This window comes from Lachnoclostridium sp. (assembly GCF_031997925.1).
Classification (GTDB): Bacteria; Bacillota; Clostridia; order Lachnospirales; family Lachnospiraceae; genus Lachnoclostridium.
On sequence record NZ_DAMADT010000039.1, the window covers coordinates 1 to 22581 of the forward strand.

Here is a 22581-nt window from a genome sequence, read left to right on the forward strand (position 1 = left end):
AAAGAATGCAGCTGCTTCTTCGATTGTATCTGCTTTTACAAGGATACCATTTTCATGTTCTCCTTCTAGAAGCATATTATCTCTTTATTATAGAGAAAAAAGACTACGTTTTTAAACCCTAATACCAAGGCATCCATAGTTGAATGCTTTATCTATACTAACAGACACAAGGATTCTATATATAACAAGGATCTATATATCACAAAGATTCTTCCTATTTCCTGGTATAAAAAAAATGGCTATCGCAATGCGACAGCCTATTTGTTCTACCTTTGTTGTTTTAATACTCTCGCAATCTGAATCATTCGATCAATTGCATGGTCAAATAACATCTGATAGGATTGACAGAAGTAATTATCATGATATCCTTCTGTATTCTCGATGGAACGATGCCTTCTACATCCCCCTCTGCATATAAGCCCGTACTTACATCGATTGCATTGTGGGTGGTCCGTCTTAGAATACTCAATAAATCTAATTTCTTGTCTCTTTTTATTGATCTCTTCTATGCCCACTTGATTTAAATTCCCCAATTTAAATTCATCAAGCACATAAAAGTCACAGGGATATACTTCGCCGTCTGCCTCTACAACATACTGTAAATTGCATACACCACATTGGTCGCAAGCTTCTGGTGGATGTCCCATTAATATTCCAATATAATTCTCAAACTGTCTGATATAAGGATTCTTTCCCTGTTTTAAGTCCTCGTACCATAGATCAAATAACTCCTTTAAGAATTCCCCATACTCTTCTGGTAGAAGGGAGTATTCTCTTTGTCCTGGAATCTCATCTAACGGGTCAAGACATGGTATAAACTGAAGATAGTGAAGGTTATGCTGTTGAAAAAACTGATACATCTTTGAAACCTTCTGGCAGCTTTTTCTGTTTACCACAATAAGAATATTAAACTCCACTTGATACTTCTGAAACATCTCAATCGTCTTTAATATCTCCAAAAAAGTTTCTTCTCCTTGACAATTTCTTCGATACTTATCATGAGCTCCTTTATACCCATCCAAAGATAATCCTACCAGAAAATGATGCTCTGCAAAAAACTTTGCCCATTCCTCTGAAAGTCGATATCCATTGGTTTGTATTGCATTATTAATTTTCACGTTGTTTACATTATGTTTTTGCTGAAACTCTAACGATTTACGAAAGAAGTCTAGTCCTCTTAACGTAGGTTCACCACCTTGATAAGCAAAACTGCATTCGCCACTTGCAAAGAAAAGTGCCTGTTTTATCACCTGTTCTAGAGTCTCCTCACTCATAAAACCATAGGATTCCTGCTCTCTTTTTCCAGTAATATCGTAATAAAAACAATAGCTACATCTTAAGTTGCAATTACCGGAAGCTGGTTTGATTAGTAAATTAATTGGTGGCATAGGCATTTTCCTTTCTATTTCGTTAGCATGCACTCATCATCTAGGATTCCTTCTTTTATGATTTCTTCTTTGCAAATTTCGCTTCTGATTCCCCTTTTTTTCGAACAGCCTGCGTAATTTCAAGACCAGTACCATAGTCTAACTGTCTTGGCTCATATTCTTCATTTTCTCTTTGTCTTGTCATCAGGCGATTATCCCAGGTCTTATACTCCGTGATAGGATTCCATGGTCGATTCTCCCAGTAGTATCCTCGGAAAGGATCTCTTGTCTCGCTCATATAATCAAGAATCGCCTGATGTAGTCTTACTTTGTTATCGTCATATTCTACATTATTGATTAGGTTATGTAGTTCCTGTGGGTCTGTTTCTAAATCATATAACTCATCAGAGGTCATCAGGTTAATTACTAATTTATAACGACCATCAAACGTAGCTCGCACTGGCTGATATCCGCCAAATCCATCATGATCTACTTCATATCTACCAAACTCCATAAACACATATGGATTTACACGTTCTCCGGTTTTTAATTCTTTTAATAAACTCTGACCTTCAAAAACCTTTGGCACTGGAAGGTCAAATAATTCCATTACAGTTGGCGCAATGTTGATATGAGAAACTGGATGAGGATCTACCTTTCCTTTGTCAAAACCACGAACGATAAATGGAATATGTGTTATTTCTTCATACATTGCAGGGCCTTTTGCTGTAAGCGAATGAGAATAAAGCATATCACCATGATCAGAAGTATAAATAATGATTGCATCTTTCGTACACTGATCAATCGCATTCATGACACGGCCAATTTCATAATCCGCAAAGCTGTTGCAACCTAGATAATACTTTGGCTTTAAGCTAAAGTCTGCTTTAGAAGCTGCCATATAACCATCTCCCGCCCAAATTCTATGATGTTCTGGCTTATCTTCTAAGGTATCTAGCATATTCTCTTTCTTAGGAAATTCATAATCCTCATACTGAGACCAAAATTCTCTTGGACATAGGAATGGTCCATGTGGTTCGTCATAAGACACCACTAAAAAGTAATCTTCGTCCTGATGTTTTTCAATAAAATCAATGGCACGGTTAGAACATCTATGACCATAGGTGAACTCTTCCTTAATATCATACTGTTCCATACTTTCCGTCTGTCTGGAGAGATAACGTTCTTCTTCGGTTAGCTCTTCTAGATAGTTTCTCATGTCATACCAGTATTCAGGATCAAAACCATCTGCTGCTCTTCCAAGTCCAAAATAATCTCCACCATCTAGATGCCATTTTCCAATGTAGGCACTGTGTATTCCATTGTCACTTAATCTACGTCCGATATTCTGCACATTATCTGATAACCCCATACAATTCGACCATCCAGCACAGGAGTGAGGATAACTTCCTGTAAAGATAGCAGAACGTGCTGGCTGGCATACTGGCTGTGTTGTATAGGCGCTATCAAAGCGAATTCCTTCGTTCGCGAGACGATCTAGATTTGGTGTTTTACAATCTGGATTTCCATAACAACCTAACATATCGATTCTCTGGGTATCTGTCATAATGACAATGACTTGTTTTTTCATACCATCAACCGTCCTTCCATTCCTTCATAATCTACCACTACTTGCTTTCCATCTTTTAAAGTAATTTTGATTGGTCCATAACCGCCACAACCTTCTGGGTCCTGGTAAGTGATAGACTGAATTGGGAATAATTCTTCCTCTTTCCAAACGGAATTATCTTTCTTGGTTAGGACTGCACTAATCATGGCATATGGTTTATATTCGTAATACTTCTCTCTCTTACTACTTCCATATAACATCTGGCTTTGCTTTGTTACTGGACTCACACTTTCTCTTACCCTATACGCAATTTCATCCCATCCAACATAACTAACAAAAGCAATTTGTCCTTCTGACGATTTCATCACCACTGCCCTGGCATTGGTGATTGGGCAATGATATTCCTTGATTGTCACATCACCACGATCCGCCATTCCATAAGCACCAAGGGTTAAGGTATATGGCTTGTCAGGAACCCTCACTTTATCTACACGCACGATACCATGAGAAACTGGGAAATCTGCCAAATCAATCGAAGACTTATTCTGGAAAGTAAACTCAAAATCAAAATATTCCTTACGATACAGCACGCCATCCCTTACCCCAGCATACATCATAATATTAGGAATCAGCGCTTCCTGTACCCCTATGCACAGACTGTACTGCATTGCTTCCACACCTTTATAATCAAAATCCTCCCACGGAAATTGACTGTTAAAAGAAAGTCTCATGTATGCATTTAAGGATGGATATTTCTTCTTCATTAAGGCTTTTGCAGTTCTAAATTCTGTAATTCCTGTTTCCTTGTGATTATCCATCACGATTCCTGGTCCATCCAAAACAGTAGTTACCGTTTCCTTTTCCTTCATGGATTCCCAGACACCATTTGTCTCTTTCTCTGTCCAGAATGGATGATCTTCTGGAAGCATTAAGCATAAAAAGGAGTTTGCTAACCAAAATGGACTTGCCGCACAACTATAGGATTGCACAAATGGCTGAAATGGGCCATAGAATCCAAGACATGGAACACCCTCATAAAAGCATTCTTCTCTCTGTGCAAATTGAAGAACAGCTCCCGAGGTAATTCTTCTGCTAAGTCCTGGATCTACAGTTGGATTTTTTAAAAGAAAATTAGCAGCAAGTGGCGCTGTAGCTGCACTTCGATAACTTCCACTTCTTCCCCACATCGTCACATGACCATCTTCATCAAACATATGAGGATAGGTCTTTACTAGATCATTAGAATACTCTTCTATTTTCTCAGCTAAGTAAGGCTCTTTCTTATAGCCATACCATTGATTCCACAACGGTCCATAAACATGAAATGCCCATGGACAATAATAATCAAATAGATGTCCATCACGATACCAACCATCTCCAGCATAATAAGAAACAATGACCTGCGCATGGTCTCTCATCATACCATGATCGATTTCATAACCTTGCGTATCCAAAAATGCTAAAATCAGCATATTGAACAATCGCCAGTTATGATGTCCGGTATGGGAATGTCCGAAGTTTGATAAGTAATCCGCAATTTTATCTTTCTCTTCTTTGGTATAGCTATCCCAGATTACTTCCTGACACATGGTCAAACCGATTACTAAAGAAGCACATTCACAGGTATGCTGAAATGCAATTTCCCCAGGTAATGCTTCTGGTCTGATTTCTTCTACTCGTAGCAAATAGTTCTTACTCTCTGGTGTAACCGAGCTTAAAATCTGATTCTTATAATATTCTCTTAAAGAATAACCACACACGACAGCATCTGGTTCATTATGAAGTAATGGTGCTGCAATCAAAAAGCTTCTTGCCAAACCTTCAAAGGCTTCCGCCGCCAATCTCCATTTCGGACCATTGGGTTGTGGATAGCTCACCGTAAACTCATGCCTTGGCACTAAAATTGGATCCCCCATCTTTGCAACATGACAGAAAATTCCCTCTAAATAAAAATGACTAATTGAAAGCCAATGCTCTCTTGTCATCCCTGTATATGGACTAATCTTATCATCTGGATGATTCAATACAAACTTCATCTACTTATTTCTCCCTATGCATTAAAAATGGGTCTTTCGTCAACTCTAAATAATAGCTCAAACGCTCTCTCATCTTTCGTACCAAAGGATCATTCTCTTCGTTGGTTACTACTGTTGGATTCATCTGATATGGATCTTTGCTATCATCATACAGATATTCTACTACCGCTTCTCCCGGCGCATATCCATTACTTCTCACATACGTATGAGTTGCAGTTTTAACCCCTCTCCAACCATATGCTTTATGGCTAAGCCCAAGATCACTAAACGCCTTCACCATGTCGGCTACACCCGGATAAGAACAAAGTAACATATCCTGTGGTGCATTCTCATCTTCTCCTAAGATACCCGTTGCATGATTATAACCTTGACAAGTCACTGGTACCTCTAATCCCATGAGACCCAAAAGGGTTGGCATATGATCTGGACTGGCAAAGATAACTGGGTTTTCTTTTGCCTCGATATACCCCTTTTGACGAATCATGAGTGGAATATGAATGGACTCCTCGTACCAGATATTCTTACTCATTAAGCCATGGGAACCTAACATTTCACCATGATCTGCGGAAAGGACTACCATCGTATTTTCTTCTAAGCCTTGTTCTTTTAGATACTGATAGATTCTTCCAAACTGTTCATCAATACCGGACACTGCTGCAAAATACTGTCTGCTTTGTGTCTTTAGAATTCCTTCCCTCATATCCTCAGGCACATTTGGTCGATACTTAACTTCAGAGTCTCTAAACTCATCATAATATTGATCCGGAACTAACTCATACGGAAGATGTGGCGGATTGTAAGATAAAAACAACGCAAACGGTTCTTCCTGTCCTTTTCTCTTCTCTAGGAATTCAATTGCTTTATCGGTTTCAAATTCTGCTGACCATTTTCCAGGCTTAATCTGTTCCTCGCTATCCATCCAATAATGTGGATCAAGGTGCTCATCACTGGCACCATAAGATAGCCAATAGTCAAAACCTTGTCTTCTCTCTCCTGGTGGAGTAAAAGCATCCCAGTCTTTCGCTCCTGATTTTGGATTTGGGTGAAAGTTTAATTCAGAAGCATCCAGATGCCATTTTCCAATGTATCCTGTCTGATACTCATTGTCTTTTAAGACATTCCCAATGCAGGTTTCCTGAGGTTTCAGCATAATCTTTTCTTCCAACCCTATCTTACAATTGGTCCACATCCCAACGCTGAATGGATATTTTCCAGACATCAGAGAGGCTCTATGCGGAGAACACAGTGGAAACGTACTGTAGGCATGGGAAAAACACATACTTTCTTCCGCGAATTTATCCATCCATGGAGTTACTACTTGATCCGCATGATGATAGCCAAGTGCTTGGTATCTCCATTGATCCGCAAACACATAGATTAAATTTTGTTTCATTTCCAATCACCTCATTTTCTATACTTCTTGTGCCGATTAGTAAAACAAGGAAAAGCAAGCTACGCAAACTTTTCCTTGTCAAACTTACAAGATTTACTTACCAGTACAATTCCCAATCCTTGGTCAAGCGAACGAGCGCTTCCAGATAAAAATAATCACCCCAGGTGTTACATTCATCCACACCACGGTTCTTACAAGTATTTTCTTTGGAATCTCTCGCATAGGTTCCGTGAAGAAGCAGACCATTGGATATCGTAATATCATCATTCGCGCAATGTTCAACCAAAGCTCTTAACATCTTATCTGCTGCTTCTTTGTAGCGAGCTGCCTGCTCCGGTTCTAAATATTTTATCATCTCATAGATACCGCAAATTGCAATTGCAGAGGCAGAAGAATCTCTTGGTTCCTCACTGTCTGTATCAAAGTCAAAGTCCCAATAAGGAACCAAATCTTCTGGTAGATGCTCGATGAAATAATCTGTAACACGGTAAAATAAATCAATATACTCAGGGTCTTTTAAATAGCGGTAACTTAATGCGATTCCATAAATCCCCCAAGCTTGGCCTCTTGCCCAAGCTGAATTATTACGATTTCCCTGATGGGTTACGCCATAAGTAGGCTCTCCCGTCTGCATATCAATGAAATGGGTGTGATACGTTGAATTATCAGGTCTTACAACACATTTCATCGCAGTTTTTATATGATTCTTTGCTTTCATAGCATAGGAAGAATCTCCAGTTACTTCTGTTGCCCAGTAAAGAATTGGTAAGTTCAAGAGGCAATCAATAATCAAACGATATTCAGACGCCTGACCAACATTTCCCCATGCTTGAAGGAAATTTCCTACTTCACGATATCTTTCTGCTAAATGATCTGCGGCAAGTAAGGCTGCTTTCTTTGCGTACTCATTCCCTGTCAATTTGTATGCTGCCACACAGGAAAGACTGAATAAAAATCCCATATCATGATGGTTTACATCTATTTTTTCTTCAATTCTATGAAGAAAACTTTCTACCTGCTTTAATGCCGCCTCTTTATAACAATCCTCTCCAGTATGTTCATAGGATAACCAGATTACTCCGGTCCAAAATCCTGTCGTCCACTCTACATTTTCTGTAGCTTCATAAAAGCCATCAAAACTATTAGAAGACTGAAATTTATCTGTGAACTCTGGAAGATTTGCCTTTACGATTGCTGTGGCTTCGTCCAACGCCTTTTTAATGATGGACTCCTCAAGGCCAGGATACTTTTTTATTGTCTCAAATGTTTGTGCCATCGTTTTCTCCTTCCTGTTGTTTGATTCTACTTAAAAATAAACCTATTACTTCAGTCATCACCCTCTCTTGTGATGGCTCAAATAAAACGTAACATATACATAAGTCCTGTATGGGAACTGCTATGCAATTTCCGATACAGGAGCAAATTGTTCATTCTTTATTAGCCTTTTATACCACTGGAAGCTACACCTTCCACAAAGAACTTCTGACAACTTAAGAATACAATGACAACTGGAATTAAGGAACATACGGAAGCCGCCATAATCCAAGCATAGTCTGCACCGTACTGAGAGATAAACATACGAATACCTAACTGGATTGTCTTTAATTCTTTTGTCTTTAAGTAAATTAATGGTCCCATGAAGTCATTCCATACATTTGTAAATGTAAAGATTGCTAAGGTTGCCATTGCTGGTTTACCGAGTGGGAATACTATTTTTCTAAAGATTCCAAATTCATTTAATCCGTCAATTCGCGCTGCCTCACAAAGTTCATCTGGAATACTGATATAGAACTGTCTGATTAAGAATACACCGAACGCACTAAATGCCTGCATCAAGATTAATCCAAGGTGACTGTCGTTTAAGCCCATCTTAGAAACTAAGATAAACTGTGGAATCATATATACTTGCCATGGAACTGAAATGGTAGTTACATACATTAAGAAAATAATATCTCTTCCCTTAAATTTCATCTTTGTAAATCCATATGCTGCAAGACAACTTGTCAATAACTGAATGATCGTAGTGATGATCGTTAATTTTGCAGTGTTAAAGAAGAAGGTAACGAGCGGTAGCTTCTTCCAAATGAGTACGTAGTTTTCCCACTGGAACTTATCAGGCCACCATTTCATAGGGATAGAAAATACGTCTTTGTTTAACTTTAATGAAGAAATAACCATCCAGTAAAATGGAACTAGCATGAAGAGGGATAATAAAGTAAGTAATACAATTAGAATGGTTCTTTTCGTCTTATTTTTGTTTTTCATTGTCATTATGTCCCCTCCTTACATGTCTTTGTGCCATTTCTTTTCACCAGAGAACTGAATTAAAGTAATACCCAGTACTACAGAGAAAAGAATGATAGCGCCCGCACTTGCTGGTCCTAACTGCCAACTAACAAATGCTTTCTCATATATATAGTTAACCAATGTCTTGGTCGCATTACCTGGACCACCGCCAGTCATAACGTATACCATATCGAATACTTTGAAACATTGGATTGTCAGCATGATTAATACGAAAAATGTTGTTGGTGTTAACATTGGTATTGTGATATAACGTAACTTCTGCCAACCTTTTGCACCATCAATACTTGCTGCTTCATATAAAGAAGAAGGGATTCCTTGAAGCGCTGCAAGATATACTATCATATAATACCCAGTGAATTTCCATATTGTAACGATTGCGATTGCTATCATCGCCCACTTTACATCTACTACCCATCTAGGTGGATTTGCAATTCCAATAAATCTTAAAAACTCATTAATTGGTCCAAAGTCTGGCTGGAATAACATATTCCATACAGCACCTACCGCAACGATTGATGCGATATAAGGAAAGAAAAAGGCTGTTCTAAAAAAGTTAATTCCTTTAATCTTAGAATTCATCAATACTGCAAGTAACAAAGATAAAACCAAGGTTGGAAGTACTGTTAATAATGCATATTCAAAGGTATTACCAAATGACTTTCTAAAAATCTCATCTCCAAGAATCTGTGTAAAGTTTTGAAGTCCAACGAACTCCATTGGTGCCTGAGAAGCATCCCATTTCATCAAGCTTAGTACAAAAGAGAAACAAATAGGAAGAAATACGAATATGCTATAACCAATCAGATTTGGAAGGATGAATGCATATCCCATCAAATTTGTTCGAATGGTTCTTTTTTGCTTTGATGTCAGGCCTCTTTTTTTATTATTGCTCATTTTTAACCTCCTGCTTTCTTCGCTAACTTATCTTTTCAGTAAGAAAGAGCGCCTCGCGCTCTTTCTTATTTTTTTCTAACGACTTGTAAGCTCTTAGTTCCATCCTTTGATATCTGATACACGTTTTGTTAATTCTGCTAAACCATCATCAATAGAATAAGACTTGATCATAATCATTTCATGAACTTCGTTTAATACCTGTCTAATCTCTTCAATCTTTGGATCAAGTGGACGATCAAAGAAGTAATTTGTATAAGTTAATGCTTCTACATTACTAGCACCTTCTGGGAAGAACTCTGCGGATGAAATTGTTTTTAAAGAAGTTTCTGTCTGAATACCTGTGAAAACACCCTGCTGTGCTAAAATTTCAGCTGCTTCTTTGGATGCTGCGAATTTAACAAAATCCCATGATAATTCTGGTTCATCTGTGTTTTTGCTGATAGCGATTGGTGTTAATGCACCTACTGTATAACCAGATTCTGTATTTTCTGGATGAGGAATTCTTGCAATACCCCAGTTAAAGTTAGTTTCACCACTTGTCTGTGACTGCATCATGATAGAAATAAACCAAGTTCCCATAGGCATCATAGCGCACTGCTGATTCTTAAATACTGAAGAATAGTGAATATTTGCTGTCTTTAATGTAGCATAATCCTGGATATATCCATTTTCCTGTAAACTTAAAGCTTCTTCATACCATTTCTTTAAGAAACTGTAATCTTTCTCTACTACAGTATGCTGTCCATCTTGTACTGCCCAGTTAGTAACTAATGCCTGCCATGTGTGGTTGTGTCCACCATATACTTTTGCACTGCCCTCACCCGAAGTTAATTTAGCTGCTAATTCATAGTACTCCTGCCAAGTCATATCATTGGATGGGTATTCTACACCAGCTGCATCAAATAAATCTTTATTGTAGTATAATACATACCAGTCAGAACGGTATGGAAGCGCATAAGATGCACCATTGTACTGTAACTGCTCTGCTCCACCGCTGTAAACAGATAAGTCTAAGTTATCAGCTTTGATAAAATCATCAATCTGAAGAAGCTGATTTTTATCTACCATCTGAAGCATAGACCCCATATCCTTTACCCAGATAATATCTGGATCACTCTGTGCTGCGGATAAACTAATTCCTAGAGAATTGTTATATTCGTCTGATGCTGTATCAATAACTTTAATTTCTACATCAGTATTCTTTGCTTCATATGCATCGATAATTGCCTGGAATTGAGGTGATGTATCGTTATCCCATGTTGTAACAGATAAAACTTTCTTTCCACCAGTTGTTGCACCTGGCTTTTCTTCTTTGTTTCCTTCTTGACTTGTATTTGTGTCATTTCCCTGAGTTTTGTTATCGTTCTTAGAACAAGCCACCATGGAAGTACATACCATACAAGCTGCTAATGTTAATGCCAACACTTTTTTTAACTTCATTTCAAATCTCCTCCCGTTTGTTATGTATTCACAATTTCTGTGTTTATCTTTTGTATCTGTATCATATCAAATTCAAGGGGGTTATGAAATCCAATATCCTCATAATTCTGTTACTTTTTTTAAGATGGGCTGAAAATCGCATCAAAAAAGATGTAATATCATAAGATTTTTATAATATTTTTATATTTCGATTTTTTGTGATTGTATTTTTGACTTATTTTCGATATTATGGAGTTATATAAGCTATTCAATATGTACAAATTTCTTTTCAGAAACAGGAGTCAATCTATGAATTCTACACCAAAAAAGTTTCAAAGAAAGCTTATCTTATATAATTTGATGATTATCATCTGTATTGCATCTGCAATCAGCTTTTATAACTACCAGTCTTACCGAAATGATGTCATTAAAAATGAAACCACCAGTAGTTCCAGTCGTATTGATGCTCTTTCTGATCGTTTGGAATTAGCCTATGATGAAATGATAAATATACTACTTAATTGTTCAGAGCGAAAGTCTCTCTTTGTCACTACTACTTTTTCTGATTATAAAGATGGATATGATAATGCAAAAGCTGCACTCTACGCTTCCAGTGCATTAAAAGACTTATGCGCAATCTCTGGATACAGCAGTTATATCTTTAAGATTACCTTATTTAATAATGATTTTGTGCTTCAGGCAGGAAATTCAAGCGGATCTTTGGATGATCCTTATCAAATCATGGAAACTTCATGGTTTCATGATATTTTAACCAATACAACAGGGCAGTATACTTTAAGGATGGTAGATAATCCCTTTCCATTCGGGAAGACCTATATGCCTAAATTACTCCCCCTACTACGCCCGCTCCAGAATATAACCAATGCAAAACCGGAAAACTCATGGGTATTTTTAGGGATATCCCCTACGTTATATATACATGCATTGCAAACCATGCCAAGTGACAGCATTGTCTATGCGGTTACCGCAGAAGGTGATATCATCTCTTCTGTTCGTGGCGGATATTTTGATACGGGAGATTTAATCCAAGACCTTCTTGCTTCTAATTCTTTTGGTGGTAGTTACCGAACAGAATTAAACCAAAAGGATTGTATTATTACTTATAAGAAACAACCCATTAGTGGTATCTTATTATTTGAGATTCTTCCTATTATTAGTATGGACCTAGACCACAGTATTATTGGCAATACTATTTTTTTTATTTTCTTATTTTGTATGGTCATCGGTATGACCCTTTCCATCGTAATTTCAAGACAGCTTGGTGCTCCAATCAGCCGTTTGACAAGACGCCTTGAACTGATTTCCAGAGGAAATTTCGAACCAGATATTACCATTGAAAGTGACGATGAAATTGGTGTGATAGGAAAGCAAATTAATGATATGTCAAGTCATATCTCAACCCTGTTAGAGACTAGAGTACAGAATGAAAAAGACAAGAAAGATTTAGAAATAAAAATGCTACAGGCGCAGATTAATCCTCATTTCCTCTATAATACCCTAGATTCCATCAAATGGATTGCAACAATGCAACAGAATTCGGGTATTGTACAGGTAGTCACCTCACTATCTTCTTTATTAAAGAATATGGCGAAAGGTTTTAATGAGAAAGTAACATTGCGTCAAGAATTAGATTTTTTAAATCATTATATTACAATTGAAAAGATACGCTATATCGAATTATTCGATGTAGATGTTTCAGTAGAGGATGAACGACTATATGATGCAAAAATCATCAAGCTTACGTTGCAGCCAATTGTTGAAAATGCTATTTTTAGTGGTATTGAACCTAGTGGCAGATTTGGATTTATCCAGATTCATGCATTTGTAAAAGATGGTTTATTCACAATCACCGTACTTGATAACGGTATTGGAATTGCACCTGAAAATATTGAAGCACTTCTTACCGATACCTCTCGTGTCTCAAAGAGTAAGATGAGTGGAATCGGTCTTCCAAATGTGGATCGAAGGATGAAACTAGTTTACGGTGAAGACTATGGAATCACAATTGAAAGTAAACTAGACAACTATACCAAGATAACCATCACTCTACCTTTAGAATATTAATTCTGGTGAAGGAGGCCCTATGTACCGAGTAATCTTAGTAGATGATGAACCATTGATTCTTGCAGGAATTACCTCCCTACTTACATGGGAGGAGCATGACTGCACTATCGTAGGAAAAGCAACCAATGGCCCTACTGCCTATGATTTAATTATGGAATTACAACCTGATATTGTAATTACTGATATCTGTATGCCTGTATTAAGTGGCTTAGAATTGATTGAAAAATGTAAAACAAATGGTTGTAATTTTGCCTTTCTTGTTTTAACCAATTTAGAAGAATTTCAGCTTGCAAGAAAAGCAGTGACACTAGGTGCCTCTGATTATCTTATAAAACTTAATCTGAAACCAGATGATTTGATAAAATCACTGGATCGTGCAAAAGAAGCCTGTGACCTTATGGATCGCCATAATAAGAATCAGATGCAAGTTGCACAAACTATTAGTAATGCAGTTCTGATGCAAAATTATGTGACACAATTGATCATCTCTCAGAATAAAGATGTGACACTTCCCGAATCTTTAAAGGAGAATTATAAGAATCCCTTTGTGATTCTGTTTACCATTCGTCACACCAGCATTCAATTTCTTACACATGAAGAGCGTTTGGATTTAAAACGGATCAATAGCCACATTACTGATATTATTAGCGGTATTTCTGCCCGCTTCTTTCATTCTCATACACTGATAAACTATAATTCAAATACCTTTTTATTTGTTGGTGGATTAAGAGATGAGGGAGCAATTCACCCCTACGAAACCACTATTTCGTATTTTTGCGATAAAGTGAATTCAGCGCTTAAAACTTACTTTGAACTTACCGCAGTTTTTGGGATCAGTCAGACCAATCATTCCCTGGAGCATCTCCCTGATATCTTTAAGGAAGCACTTACAGCGCTTGAGTATTACTACTATAATTCTCATACCCCGATTGTCTTCTATCAGGGTCAGAATCTCCATAAGAGTAGTGCTAAAAACTTTAATATCAATTTCTTAAAGAAAGATTTATCTGCCTCGATACAACAAAATGACAGCGAACGTCTTGCTAACATCTTTGATCAGATTATTGAGTTATTTACACAGTGTACACCAAATAAAGAGCACGCAACCAGCGCCTGCATTAATATCTATACTTATTTGTATTCTTTTTTTGAAACCGATAAAAATGACTACCACGACATCTTTCCGTATGCCATTAATATCGCAGAATACTTAAATCATTTTCCAAGCCTTGCAAATATATTAGAATGGCTTCGAAGCTTTCAAGAGAAATTATGCAAGCTTTTAGATAACCGCAAGGAAAATCGTTCTGATATCCTTGTGGAACAGGCAAAGCGTTACATTGATGAACATTTCACCGAAAAGTTAACCTTAGCTGAAATAACAGAAGAATTAAATATCAGTGCAGGACATCTTAGTGCAACTTTTAAGAAATACACTGGAATCACCTTATCCGACTACATCGCGAGTGTAAAAATTGAGCGAGCAAAGGAATTAATTGATACCCATAAGTATCTAATGTACGAGATTTCTGATATTCTTGGATTTGATAATCCTTATTATTTTAGTAAGGTATTTAAAAAGGTGACTGGAATTTCTCCAAGAGATCATGAGAGAAGGATGTAAATATTTATATAATCTTTCTAAAACTTCGTACGGAATACAAATAAGCTGCCGTCAGACTAATCTTACATAGTTTGACAGCAGCTTGTTTTTTCTATCGATCTTTAATTAACTATTCCGCTTTTGCAGCGTTTCTACCTGCAATACGACCAAATACAGTAATATCTGCAATTGCATCACTACCTAAACGGTTTGTTCCATGGATATCTCCAGTTACCTCACCAGCAGCAAATAAACCTTTGATTACGTTTCCGTTTGTATCGATTACATTTGCATCTGTGTTGATTTTAACACCACCCATTGTATGATGGATTGCTGGTTTGGATTTCATAATATAGTAAGGTCCATCTGTAAATGCGGTTAATGTACCTCTCTTATTGAATTCTTCATCTTTACCATTCTTTGCGTACTCATTGTATTTTTCTACAGTTTTCTTTAATTCTTCGGCATCAATATCAAAGAATGCAGCTGCTTCTTCGATTGTATCTGCTTTTACAAGGATACCATTTTCAATTAAGTAATCATATTCTCTTTGGTGTTTTACATTAACGCCACTTGCTACCATGGAAGCTTCATCCCAGAACATGTAAGAAACTCCACCTGTTTGTTCTACCACTGCTTTGGAAATAACATCACGACGTTCTAGTTCTTCTACGAAACGTTTTCCTTCTTTATTTACAAGGATAGAACGTCCTTCCATTCGAACATCACCTACATAAAGAAGTGTTCCGAGTTCTGGATCACATGTTGGATAAGTTTGAATGTATTGCATATCTACAAGTTCTGCTCCAACATTTTCTGCCATTGTAATACCATCTCCGGTACTACCTACTGTGTTTGTGGAAAGAATTTTTTCATTCATTTCTGGGTTATATTTTACTCTCATCGAAAGGTTAGAGCCGAATCCACCAGTTGCAAGAATAACACCCTTGTTTGCACTGTAAGTGATTTCTTTTCCGTCAAACTCTGCTTTTACTGCAACCACTTTATCATTTTCTACAACAAGTTCTTTTGCAGCAGTATTTAAGTGAGTAATTACACCAACTTCTTTTGCTTTTTTTGTTAATTTACTAATTAATTCCACACCACTTGCATCTTTAGGAACTAAACTACGTTTTACAGAATGTCCACCAAAGAAAAGCAAGTAATCTTCAAATGTTACATTTACTTCATCTCTTAACCATTCTGCAGATTCTAATGCATGGTCTGCTAAGATTCGAACGAGTTCCGGATTATTTTCATTGTCTCCACCTTTTAAGATGTCTTCATAAAACTTATCTTTACTATCCTCAATAGCTTCTTCTTTTTGAAGCCAGTTGCCTGGTGCTGCATATTCACCACCGGAAATTAGTGTGTTACCACCTTCCATTGGCATCTTTTCAACTAAGATAACAGAAGCTCCGTTGTTTGCAGCTTCTATTGCAGCTGTTAAACCAGCTCCACCTGCACCAACTATAACTACATCAGCAGTATACGCTGCTTCTCTTTCTTCTTTATTACTTGTTCCAGCTGCTTCTTTTGCAACCAATTGATCTTTGGAAGCACCTGTTTGCTCAAATGCATTTTCTACTGCTGCTTTAAATCCTTTGGAAGTTAAGGTAGCACCACTTACAGCATCTACATCAAATGAATTTGTTGCAATCATAGCTTCAGTAATCGTTTGCATTGCATCTGCAAATCCTGGAGTTTCGCTATTTTCAAGCACATCAATTTTTTTGATTTCTCCATCTTCTAATGTTAATTCAACTTTGATTTTTCCACCTTTACCTTCACCCTCACCTGTGTAAGTTCCATTTGGAATACCTGTTGTCGTTTCAACTGTATCTGGTGATGTTTTTGGCTCTTCTTTTGTCTTTGAGCCACAGCCGGTCATTGTAAGAGTCACAATTAACCCAAGAGCTAATAATTTTGACTTTTTCATTTCATTCTCCTCTTTCCCATTGTGTTAAAACCTCTCAACAATCAAAACACATTCAAATTTCTTTCATTTTATTGTTATCCTATCAAAACGTTTCATTCAAATTTATGTTTATGTTAAAAAGTTTGTTAAATACTTGTCATATATTTTAGATTATAGTATACTGACAGCGATTTGTATTTACAGTAGTTTTCGTATTTTTGCACTTTAACGAACATTCATCACTTGAAAGAGGGATAATGTGAAAATAGAAATCAATTTTCACACGCAAGTTTGTGCTTGCGCACCACAAACTTTTTATTCGCAAAAACGTGCGCAAGAATGAGGATTTTATGAAATTGCATACAAAAATTGCGTTACTATTTAGTATCTGTATTTCATTTGCTTTCTCTTGCCTTTTATTTATGGTAAGAGATCGTATATTAACTTCCAATCAAATAGGTTTAGAAAATCTGAATACACAAATTGTTGAGTCAAAAGCAAATGAAATTGGCTCCTGGTTGAACCAACGAATTAGTGAAATTCGAGTAATTAGTCAGACGGAAGCACTTCGAACAATGGAAACAAAAAGTTTACAAACTTTTATCAAACGATTAAATCAAAATGTTGGAGAACATTATGGAAATGAATACGGAACATTTGCAGCCGGAACTACAAATGGACTTGGTTACGTCAGTGATGAACTAACCATTGACATATCCAAACGTTCTTATTTTCAACATGCCATGTCAACCGATGAAGAATACGTCATTAGTACTCCCTTATTATCGAAAACAGATAGCTTGCCAATCACACTCATTTGTTATCCAATATACAATGATGAGAATAAAAAAATTGGATTCATTAATGGTGCAATTTCTCTGTATAAATTATCTGAAATTACAGAAGGTATTGATTTTTATAATGGTACTTCATGGATTATGGATTCCGAAGGAAATCTTTATTCCACCAATCCAATTCAGGGTATAAGCGTGGCAGAACTGGCAAATTTAGTGTCGCATATCAAAGAACCAATATCAAAGAACGTTGGTATTTATTCATTTAAAGAAGAAAAAGGGAAAGAACAAGTGGTATTTTATTCTCCAATACCATACTCCAATGGTTGGTCCTTATGTACCATGACTTCTTTGAAGGAATTAAATTTACATACACAACACTTAATCTATACCATCTTAGTGATATGGATTCTTGTGCTTGCCATATCAATCATAAGTTGCTTCTTATTTTCACGTACCATTACAGCTCCTATTTATAAGCTTTCGAAAGCAATGCAACTTGTAAAGGATGGAAATTTTGTCTTACCAAAACAGGTAATCAGCAACAAAAAGGATGAACTTGCATTCCTTGCCAATAACTTTTATACAATGACGGAACAGATTTCCTCTCTAATGGACCGAATTAAGGAAGAAGAAGTGGCAAAACGTACTGCTGAATTTCAGGTGTTACAATCACAGATTAACCCTCATTTTTTATACAATACACTGGATAATCTTCAATGGAGAGCCTATGATTATAACGCCATTGAGCTATCTGAAATGATTGAGGCTTTGTCCGATTTCTTCCGAATTTCGCTTAGTGATGGTAAAGAATTTATTTCTGTGATAAAAGAAATTGAACATGTTAGAAGTTACCTGTTTATTCAACAAAAACGTTATGAAGATATTTTAGACTTTCGCATTTCCTATGATCCTGATGTCTCAGCATATGTTACAATTAAACTGATTGTACAGCCATTGGTCGAAAATGCACTGTATCACGGAATTAAACCAAAGCTTTCGCCTGGTATAATTGCTGTCAGAGTATTAAGAAAAGAGGATACCATTCAAATCATAGTACAAGATGATGGTGTTGGTATGTCACCCGCAGAACTTAAAACGTTACTTCGCTCATTGGAACAGGACGCTCCCTGTAAGGGATATGGCCTACACAATATTCATCGTAGAATACAAATGGTGTATGGCAAAGAGTATGGTATTACAATTACCAGTGAAGAACAGATTGGTACAACCGCTACGATTATTATTCCAGCAGTAAAGGAGATGCAAAACAATGAGAAAATTATTAATTGCAGATGATGAAAAGATAATACGCGAAGGCATAGCCAAACTCATTCAAGCCTCTAATTTACCTGTTACTATCGTTGGGCAAGCTGCAAATGGACGACAAGCACTCGAGATAATGCAGGAAACTCACCCAGATCTTGTAATCATTGATATCACGATGCCAACCATTACCGGACTTGATGCGATTGAACAAGCCAAAGAATTTCTACCGAATTCAAAATTTATTATCGTCTCTGGCCATGACAGTTTCCCATTTGCTCAAAAAGCGATTGAATTGGGTGCCTTTCATTATCTTTTAAAGCCCATTAAGCGAAGCCAGCTGTTATCCGTGGTGGAGCATGCCTTAGAAACACTCGGGAAAAACGAGGATGTAATAGTTTCAAAAGAAACTAATATAACTTCTTTGCCAGATGCATCGAACTGTTCAGTATGTAAAAAAGCATTAGCTTATATCAACGATCATCACTGCGATAGTAATATAAGCCTTAATCTTGTAGCTGATGAATTTCATATCAGTCAATCTTATCTGACCCGAATAATTAAGAAAAATACCAATTTAAGTTTTACGGAATATTTGAATGAACTACGGATTAAACAAGCAATCTTCCTTCTCTCTTCCAGAGAAGATCTATTAATGGCTGAAATTGCGGAACTTGTTGGCTATTCCAGCCAACATTATTTTTCACGGGTTTTTAAAAATCATACAGGAGTTTCTCCGGTAGAATATCGTAATGAAAAACGAGAATAGCAATTATATTTGATTCAAAGATAGGAGCAGAGAAACACGTAATTGTGTTTTATCTACTCCTATCTTTTTATATTACGGTTCGCACCATATCAATTCTCGAAGAATAGAAATAGTAAATAAACCTCTGTATTAATCCATGTTTTCAATAATTTTTGCTACCCATTTACTCAAATTTACCGATGCTTTCTGAGCTGTTTCAACAACCCTCTCATGAGAGTGTTTGTGCTTCTGTATTCCAGTAGCCATATTTGTTATACAAGATATGCCCAGTACATCAATACCCAGATAATTTGCGGCGATCGTCTCAGGAACTGTTGACATTCCAACCGCATCTGCACCATTATTTTTTATCATTCTTATTTCTGCTGCGGTTTCGTAATAAGGTCCCATAAATCCTGCATAGATACCTTCCTTATATTCGATTCCTATCTCATTTGCTATGTTTTTTGCCTTATCTATTAAGTCTAACTTATAAGGTTCCGACATATCTGGAAATCTTGTCCCAAACCTCTCATCATTTACTCCAATAAGTGGATTGTCTGATATAAGATTAATAAAGTCGGTTATAATCATTAAGGTTCCTGGCTGAAAATCAGTATTGATTCCACCACAAGCATTTGTCACTATAAGCTGTTCGATACCTAATTGTTTCATGACGAAGATAGGATATGCTACCTCTTTCATGGAATATCCTTCAAAATAATGAAATCTTCCTTGCATTGCTAAAATATCAACTCCATTTATCTTGCCAAATACCAATCTTCCCTGATGACCCGCTACTGTTGACTTTGGAAAATTAGGAATGTCTTCGTAATTAATATATTCTTTTCCTTCAATCACATCAATTAAATCACCAAGTCCAGAACCTAACACAACTCCTACCTTTGGTTTTAAATTACTTTTGCTTTGTATATACTTTGTCGACTCTACAACCTTATCATACATATTATCCATAATACTCTATCATTCCCTTCTTATAAATTTTATATATATTTTAAATATATCAATTGCCTCTTGTTTTGTTGCATAGCCATATAAAATGTCAGATGATTCTTCAACACCCTATCTCCATTAGCTCAGCAGTCAACCTCATGTACCTACTTTTTTATTGTTACAAATTATATATTCCTTTATTCAATAGCTTTAAGACGGCTGTCAAAACTCTGAGCCGGAATGCTTACTTTTTAAATTGTTTCATACCCCCATTTAACTTTTCAGCCAATTGGGATAATACCTTACTGGCTTCAGCAATCTGGTCCATTGCTGCAGTCTGTTCCTCTACCGATGCCGACATTTCCTGTGTATTTGCGGCGCTCTCCTCTGCAATAGCTGATAAGCTTTGAATCATATCAATAATCACTATATTCTTATTTGCTATTTCATCAGTTGACCGGCTTATACTATTTATATATTTTTTTATATCATCAATAGCACAAGATATTCCTGAAAATTTAGCTTCAGTGGAAGATACGCTCTCTGACTGTATTTTTACTACCATATCCATTTCTTCAATCTTTTTTACAGCCTCATCCGTTTTGACTGTAAGCATATTGGTTATCTTTTCAATTTCTGAAGTAAATTTGTTCGAGTTTTCTGCCAGTTTTCTTATCTCATCTGCTACAACTGCAAATCCCCTTCCGTGATCTCCTGCTCTTGCCGCTTCAATGGCTGCATTCAACGCTAAAAGGTTAGTCTGGTCTGATATTTCTTTGATCATCAGGCTTGCACTTACAATATCCTTAGCACTTTCATTGGTCTCTATTATAGTAGTTCGAACCTCTTTCGCAGCTTTTCCGTTTTGTACTGTTTTTTTAATCAGGTCGTCTAAAATTGCAGTGCCCTCATTTTTTAGCTCGTTGACACGTTCAGCAACTAACCTTAGTTCCTTAACCTTGTTTTGATCCTCATCCACCAACATTCCAAGGCTTTCCATTTCGCTGACTCCTTTTTGTGTTTCTAAAGCCTGGTAAGAGGCCCCTCCAGCAATACCTTCAATAGCTTTGGCAATCTCCATAAAAGAATTTGATGTTTCATCGCTTACACCGCTCAGAATAAAGGAAGATTCGGTAAGCCTATCCGAAGTTACCGCGATACCTTCAATTAAAGCTTTTATATCATTCATTACTTTTCCAAAAGCCCGTGAAAGCTCTCCTATCTCATCTTTACGATTTAAGAACTTCTCAGGAATTTTTTCCGATACATCTAAATCTTCTATAATCTTTATAAGCCTTTTAAGCGGATTTGAAATCCTTATTGAGCTAATAAACCAAATAGCAACAAAGAGAGCTATATTCATTATCATCAAGATTGTTTGTATATACTTTAAGCTTACAACTTTTCCGGCTGCAAAAGCTTCGGCAGCCGTTACCGCTGCATTGGTAGATGCAAAGTAATTTTCGCTTTCAGTTACTAAAGAATCAAAGTTTCCGGTTTTTCTGGCAACTTCGATGGATTCCTTCAATGACTGCCATTCGTTTTTAACTTTGTTCATTTGGTTTATAAAGGCCGCATCAGTGGCTCTTGGTAAGCCCAAATCAGTGTCGCCTTCTATCAGACCGTTTATAATTCCGTCCAATTTCTTTATTAGTCCGTCATCAGGCTTTTTAGCCATTTCCAGCTTAATCAGTCTCTGGGTTGCACCCCGCACAACGCCAGATGAATTGATTACAGCTCCATCAAGTTGCATTTTGTCAATCTGATAAAATACCACTACTGTGCTTGTCACAGAAAAGACTAACAATAAGACAACGATAGTTCTTAAAGTATTTCTTATGTTCATTGAATATTCCTCCAAGTCATTTTTTTATACTCCTTTTCAAGATGCGAGGTCTATCTTCGCACTGCGAAGTTCGGAGATATTTTTATCTGTTCGATATGTTATTCAGGCTGGTAATAGTATACAATAGATTGTTTTTTTCCTATACTAAAATTTGTAGTATTTTCTTATTTTTTGTAGTATTTTCTTATTTTCCCAAATGCAAAAAAGAAAGCAGACTAATGGTGTAATCTGCTTTCAAAATTAATCTTTATATATTTTATTTTATACCTATCTTCCCTCATGATCCATCTCATAATTTTCTGTGTAGATCAACTTAGAAATAGGTACTATCTTATTCTGACATGGTTTTTAGCGGTGTTTCCAATGCCATCTGCTTATAAA

15 protein-coding genes are annotated in these 22581 nt (G+C 36.6%); 4 read left to right on the forward strand and 11 right to left on the reverse strand.

The annotated features are described in order from the left end of the window. Window positions 1-266: 266 nt before the first annotated feature. The 8 genes from RTP52_RS18045 to RTP52_RS18080 all read right to left on the reverse strand — a co-directional run bounded on the left by RTP52_RS18045 (window position 267) and on the right by RTP52_RS18080 (window position 11007). Entirely contained in the window at window positions 267-1388 is a 1122-nt protein-coding gene (locus RTP52_RS18045; protein WP_312106496.1) for an anaerobic sulfatase maturase, read from the reverse strand. A gap of 55 nt (window positions 1389-1443) precedes the next feature. Further along, the gene (locus tag RTP52_RS18050) at window positions 1444-2958 is read right to left on the reverse strand and encodes a sulfatase-like hydrolase/transferase (RefSeq protein WP_312106493.1); all 1515 of its coding nucleotides are present in this window, start codon (window positions 2956-2958) and stop codon (window positions 1444-1446) included. Then, entirely contained in the window at window positions 2955-4973 is a 2019-nt protein-coding gene (locus RTP52_RS18055; RefSeq protein WP_312106491.1) for a DUF2264 domain-containing protein, read from the reverse strand. Before RTP52_RS18055 ends, RTP52_RS18050 begins: the two co-directional genes overlap by 4 nt. 4 nt (window positions 4974-4977) lie before the next feature. After that, window positions 4978-6366, reverse strand: coding sequence for a sulfatase family protein (locus RTP52_RS18060; protein WP_312106488.1), 1389 nt, complete (start codon window positions 6364-6366; stop codon window positions 4978-4980). A gap of 97 nt (window positions 6367-6463) precedes the next feature. Further along, window positions 6464-7642 (reverse strand): glycoside hydrolase family 88 protein, encoded by a 1179-nt coding sequence (locus tag RTP52_RS18065; protein WP_312106486.1) that lies wholly within the window; start codon window positions 7640-7642, stop codon window positions 6464-6466. Window positions 7643-7803: 161 nt separating this feature from the next. Next, on the reverse strand, window positions 7804-8631 hold the full coding sequence (locus RTP52_RS18070; RefSeq protein ID WP_312372799.1) for a carbohydrate ABC transporter permease: 828 nt from the start codon (window positions 8629-8631) through the stop codon (window positions 7804-7806). 18 nt (window positions 8632-8649) lie between these two features. Then, window positions 8650-9567 carry a carbohydrate ABC transporter permease gene (locus RTP52_RS18075; protein ID WP_312107020.1) on the reverse strand — a complete coding sequence of 306 codons (918 nt, stop codon included), beginning with the start codon at window positions 9565-9567 and terminating at the stop codon, window positions 8650-8652. 93 nt (window positions 9568-9660) lie between these two features. Then, the gene (locus RTP52_RS18080) at window positions 9661-11007 is read right to left on the reverse strand and encodes an ABC transporter substrate-binding protein (RefSeq protein ID WP_312107019.1); all 1347 of its coding nucleotides are present in this window, start codon (window positions 11005-11007) and stop codon (window positions 9661-9663) included. A 288-nt stretch (window positions 11008-11295) separates the two neighbouring features. On the opposite strand from RTP52_RS18080, the gene RTP52_RS18085 reads away from it, so the two are divergent. Together RTP52_RS18085 and RTP52_RS18090 are read left to right on the forward strand one after the other, a co-directional pair. Beyond that, the gene (locus tag RTP52_RS18085; RefSeq protein WP_312107017.1) at window positions 11296-13071 is read left to right on the forward strand and encodes a sensor histidine kinase; all 1776 of its coding nucleotides are present in this window, start codon (window positions 11296-11298) and stop codon (window positions 13069-13071) included. A 19-nt stretch (window positions 13072-13090) separates the two neighbouring features. After that, on the forward strand, window positions 13091-14695 hold the full coding sequence (locus RTP52_RS18090; protein ID WP_312372781.1) for a response regulator transcription factor: 1605 nt from the start codon (window positions 13091-13093) through the stop codon (window positions 14693-14695). A 109-nt stretch (window positions 14696-14804) separates the two neighbouring features. Here RTP52_RS18090 and RTP52_RS18095 read toward each other — a convergent pair whose 3' ends face one another. Next, a complete protein-coding gene (locus tag RTP52_RS18095; RefSeq protein WP_312372782.1) occupies window positions 14805-16613 on the reverse strand; it encodes a flavocytochrome c in 1809 nt (602 codons plus the stop codon). 329 nt (window positions 16614-16942) lie between these two features. Here RTP52_RS18095 and RTP52_RS18100 point away from each other — a divergent pair, with 329 nt between their 5' ends. Beyond that, window positions 16943-18685: a sensor histidine kinase gene (locus RTP52_RS18100; RefSeq protein WP_312105445.1), complete on the forward strand. Its 1743-nt coding sequence runs from the start codon at window positions 16943-16945 to the stop codon at window positions 18683-18685. Beyond that, a complete protein-coding gene (locus RTP52_RS18105) occupies window positions 18660-19421 on the forward strand; it encodes a response regulator transcription factor (protein WP_312105447.1) in 762 nt (253 codons plus the stop codon). Before RTP52_RS18100 ends, RTP52_RS18105 begins: the two co-directional genes overlap by 26 nt. A gap of 129 nt (window positions 19422-19550) precedes the next feature. Here RTP52_RS18105 and RTP52_RS18110 read toward each other — a convergent pair whose 3' ends face one another. Together RTP52_RS18110 and RTP52_RS18115 are read right to left on the reverse strand one after the other, a co-directional pair. After that, window positions 19551-20375: a purine-nucleoside phosphorylase gene (locus RTP52_RS18110; RefSeq protein WP_330694327.1), complete on the reverse strand. Its 825-nt coding sequence runs from the start codon at window positions 20373-20375 to the stop codon at window positions 19551-19553. 223 nt (window positions 20376-20598) lie between these two features. After that, window positions 20599-22200 carry a methyl-accepting chemotaxis protein gene (locus RTP52_RS18115; protein WP_312105449.1) on the reverse strand — a complete coding sequence of 534 codons (1602 nt, stop codon included), beginning with the start codon at window positions 22198-22200 and terminating at the stop codon, window positions 20599-20601. Between the last annotated feature and the right edge of the window lie 381 nt (window positions 22201-22581).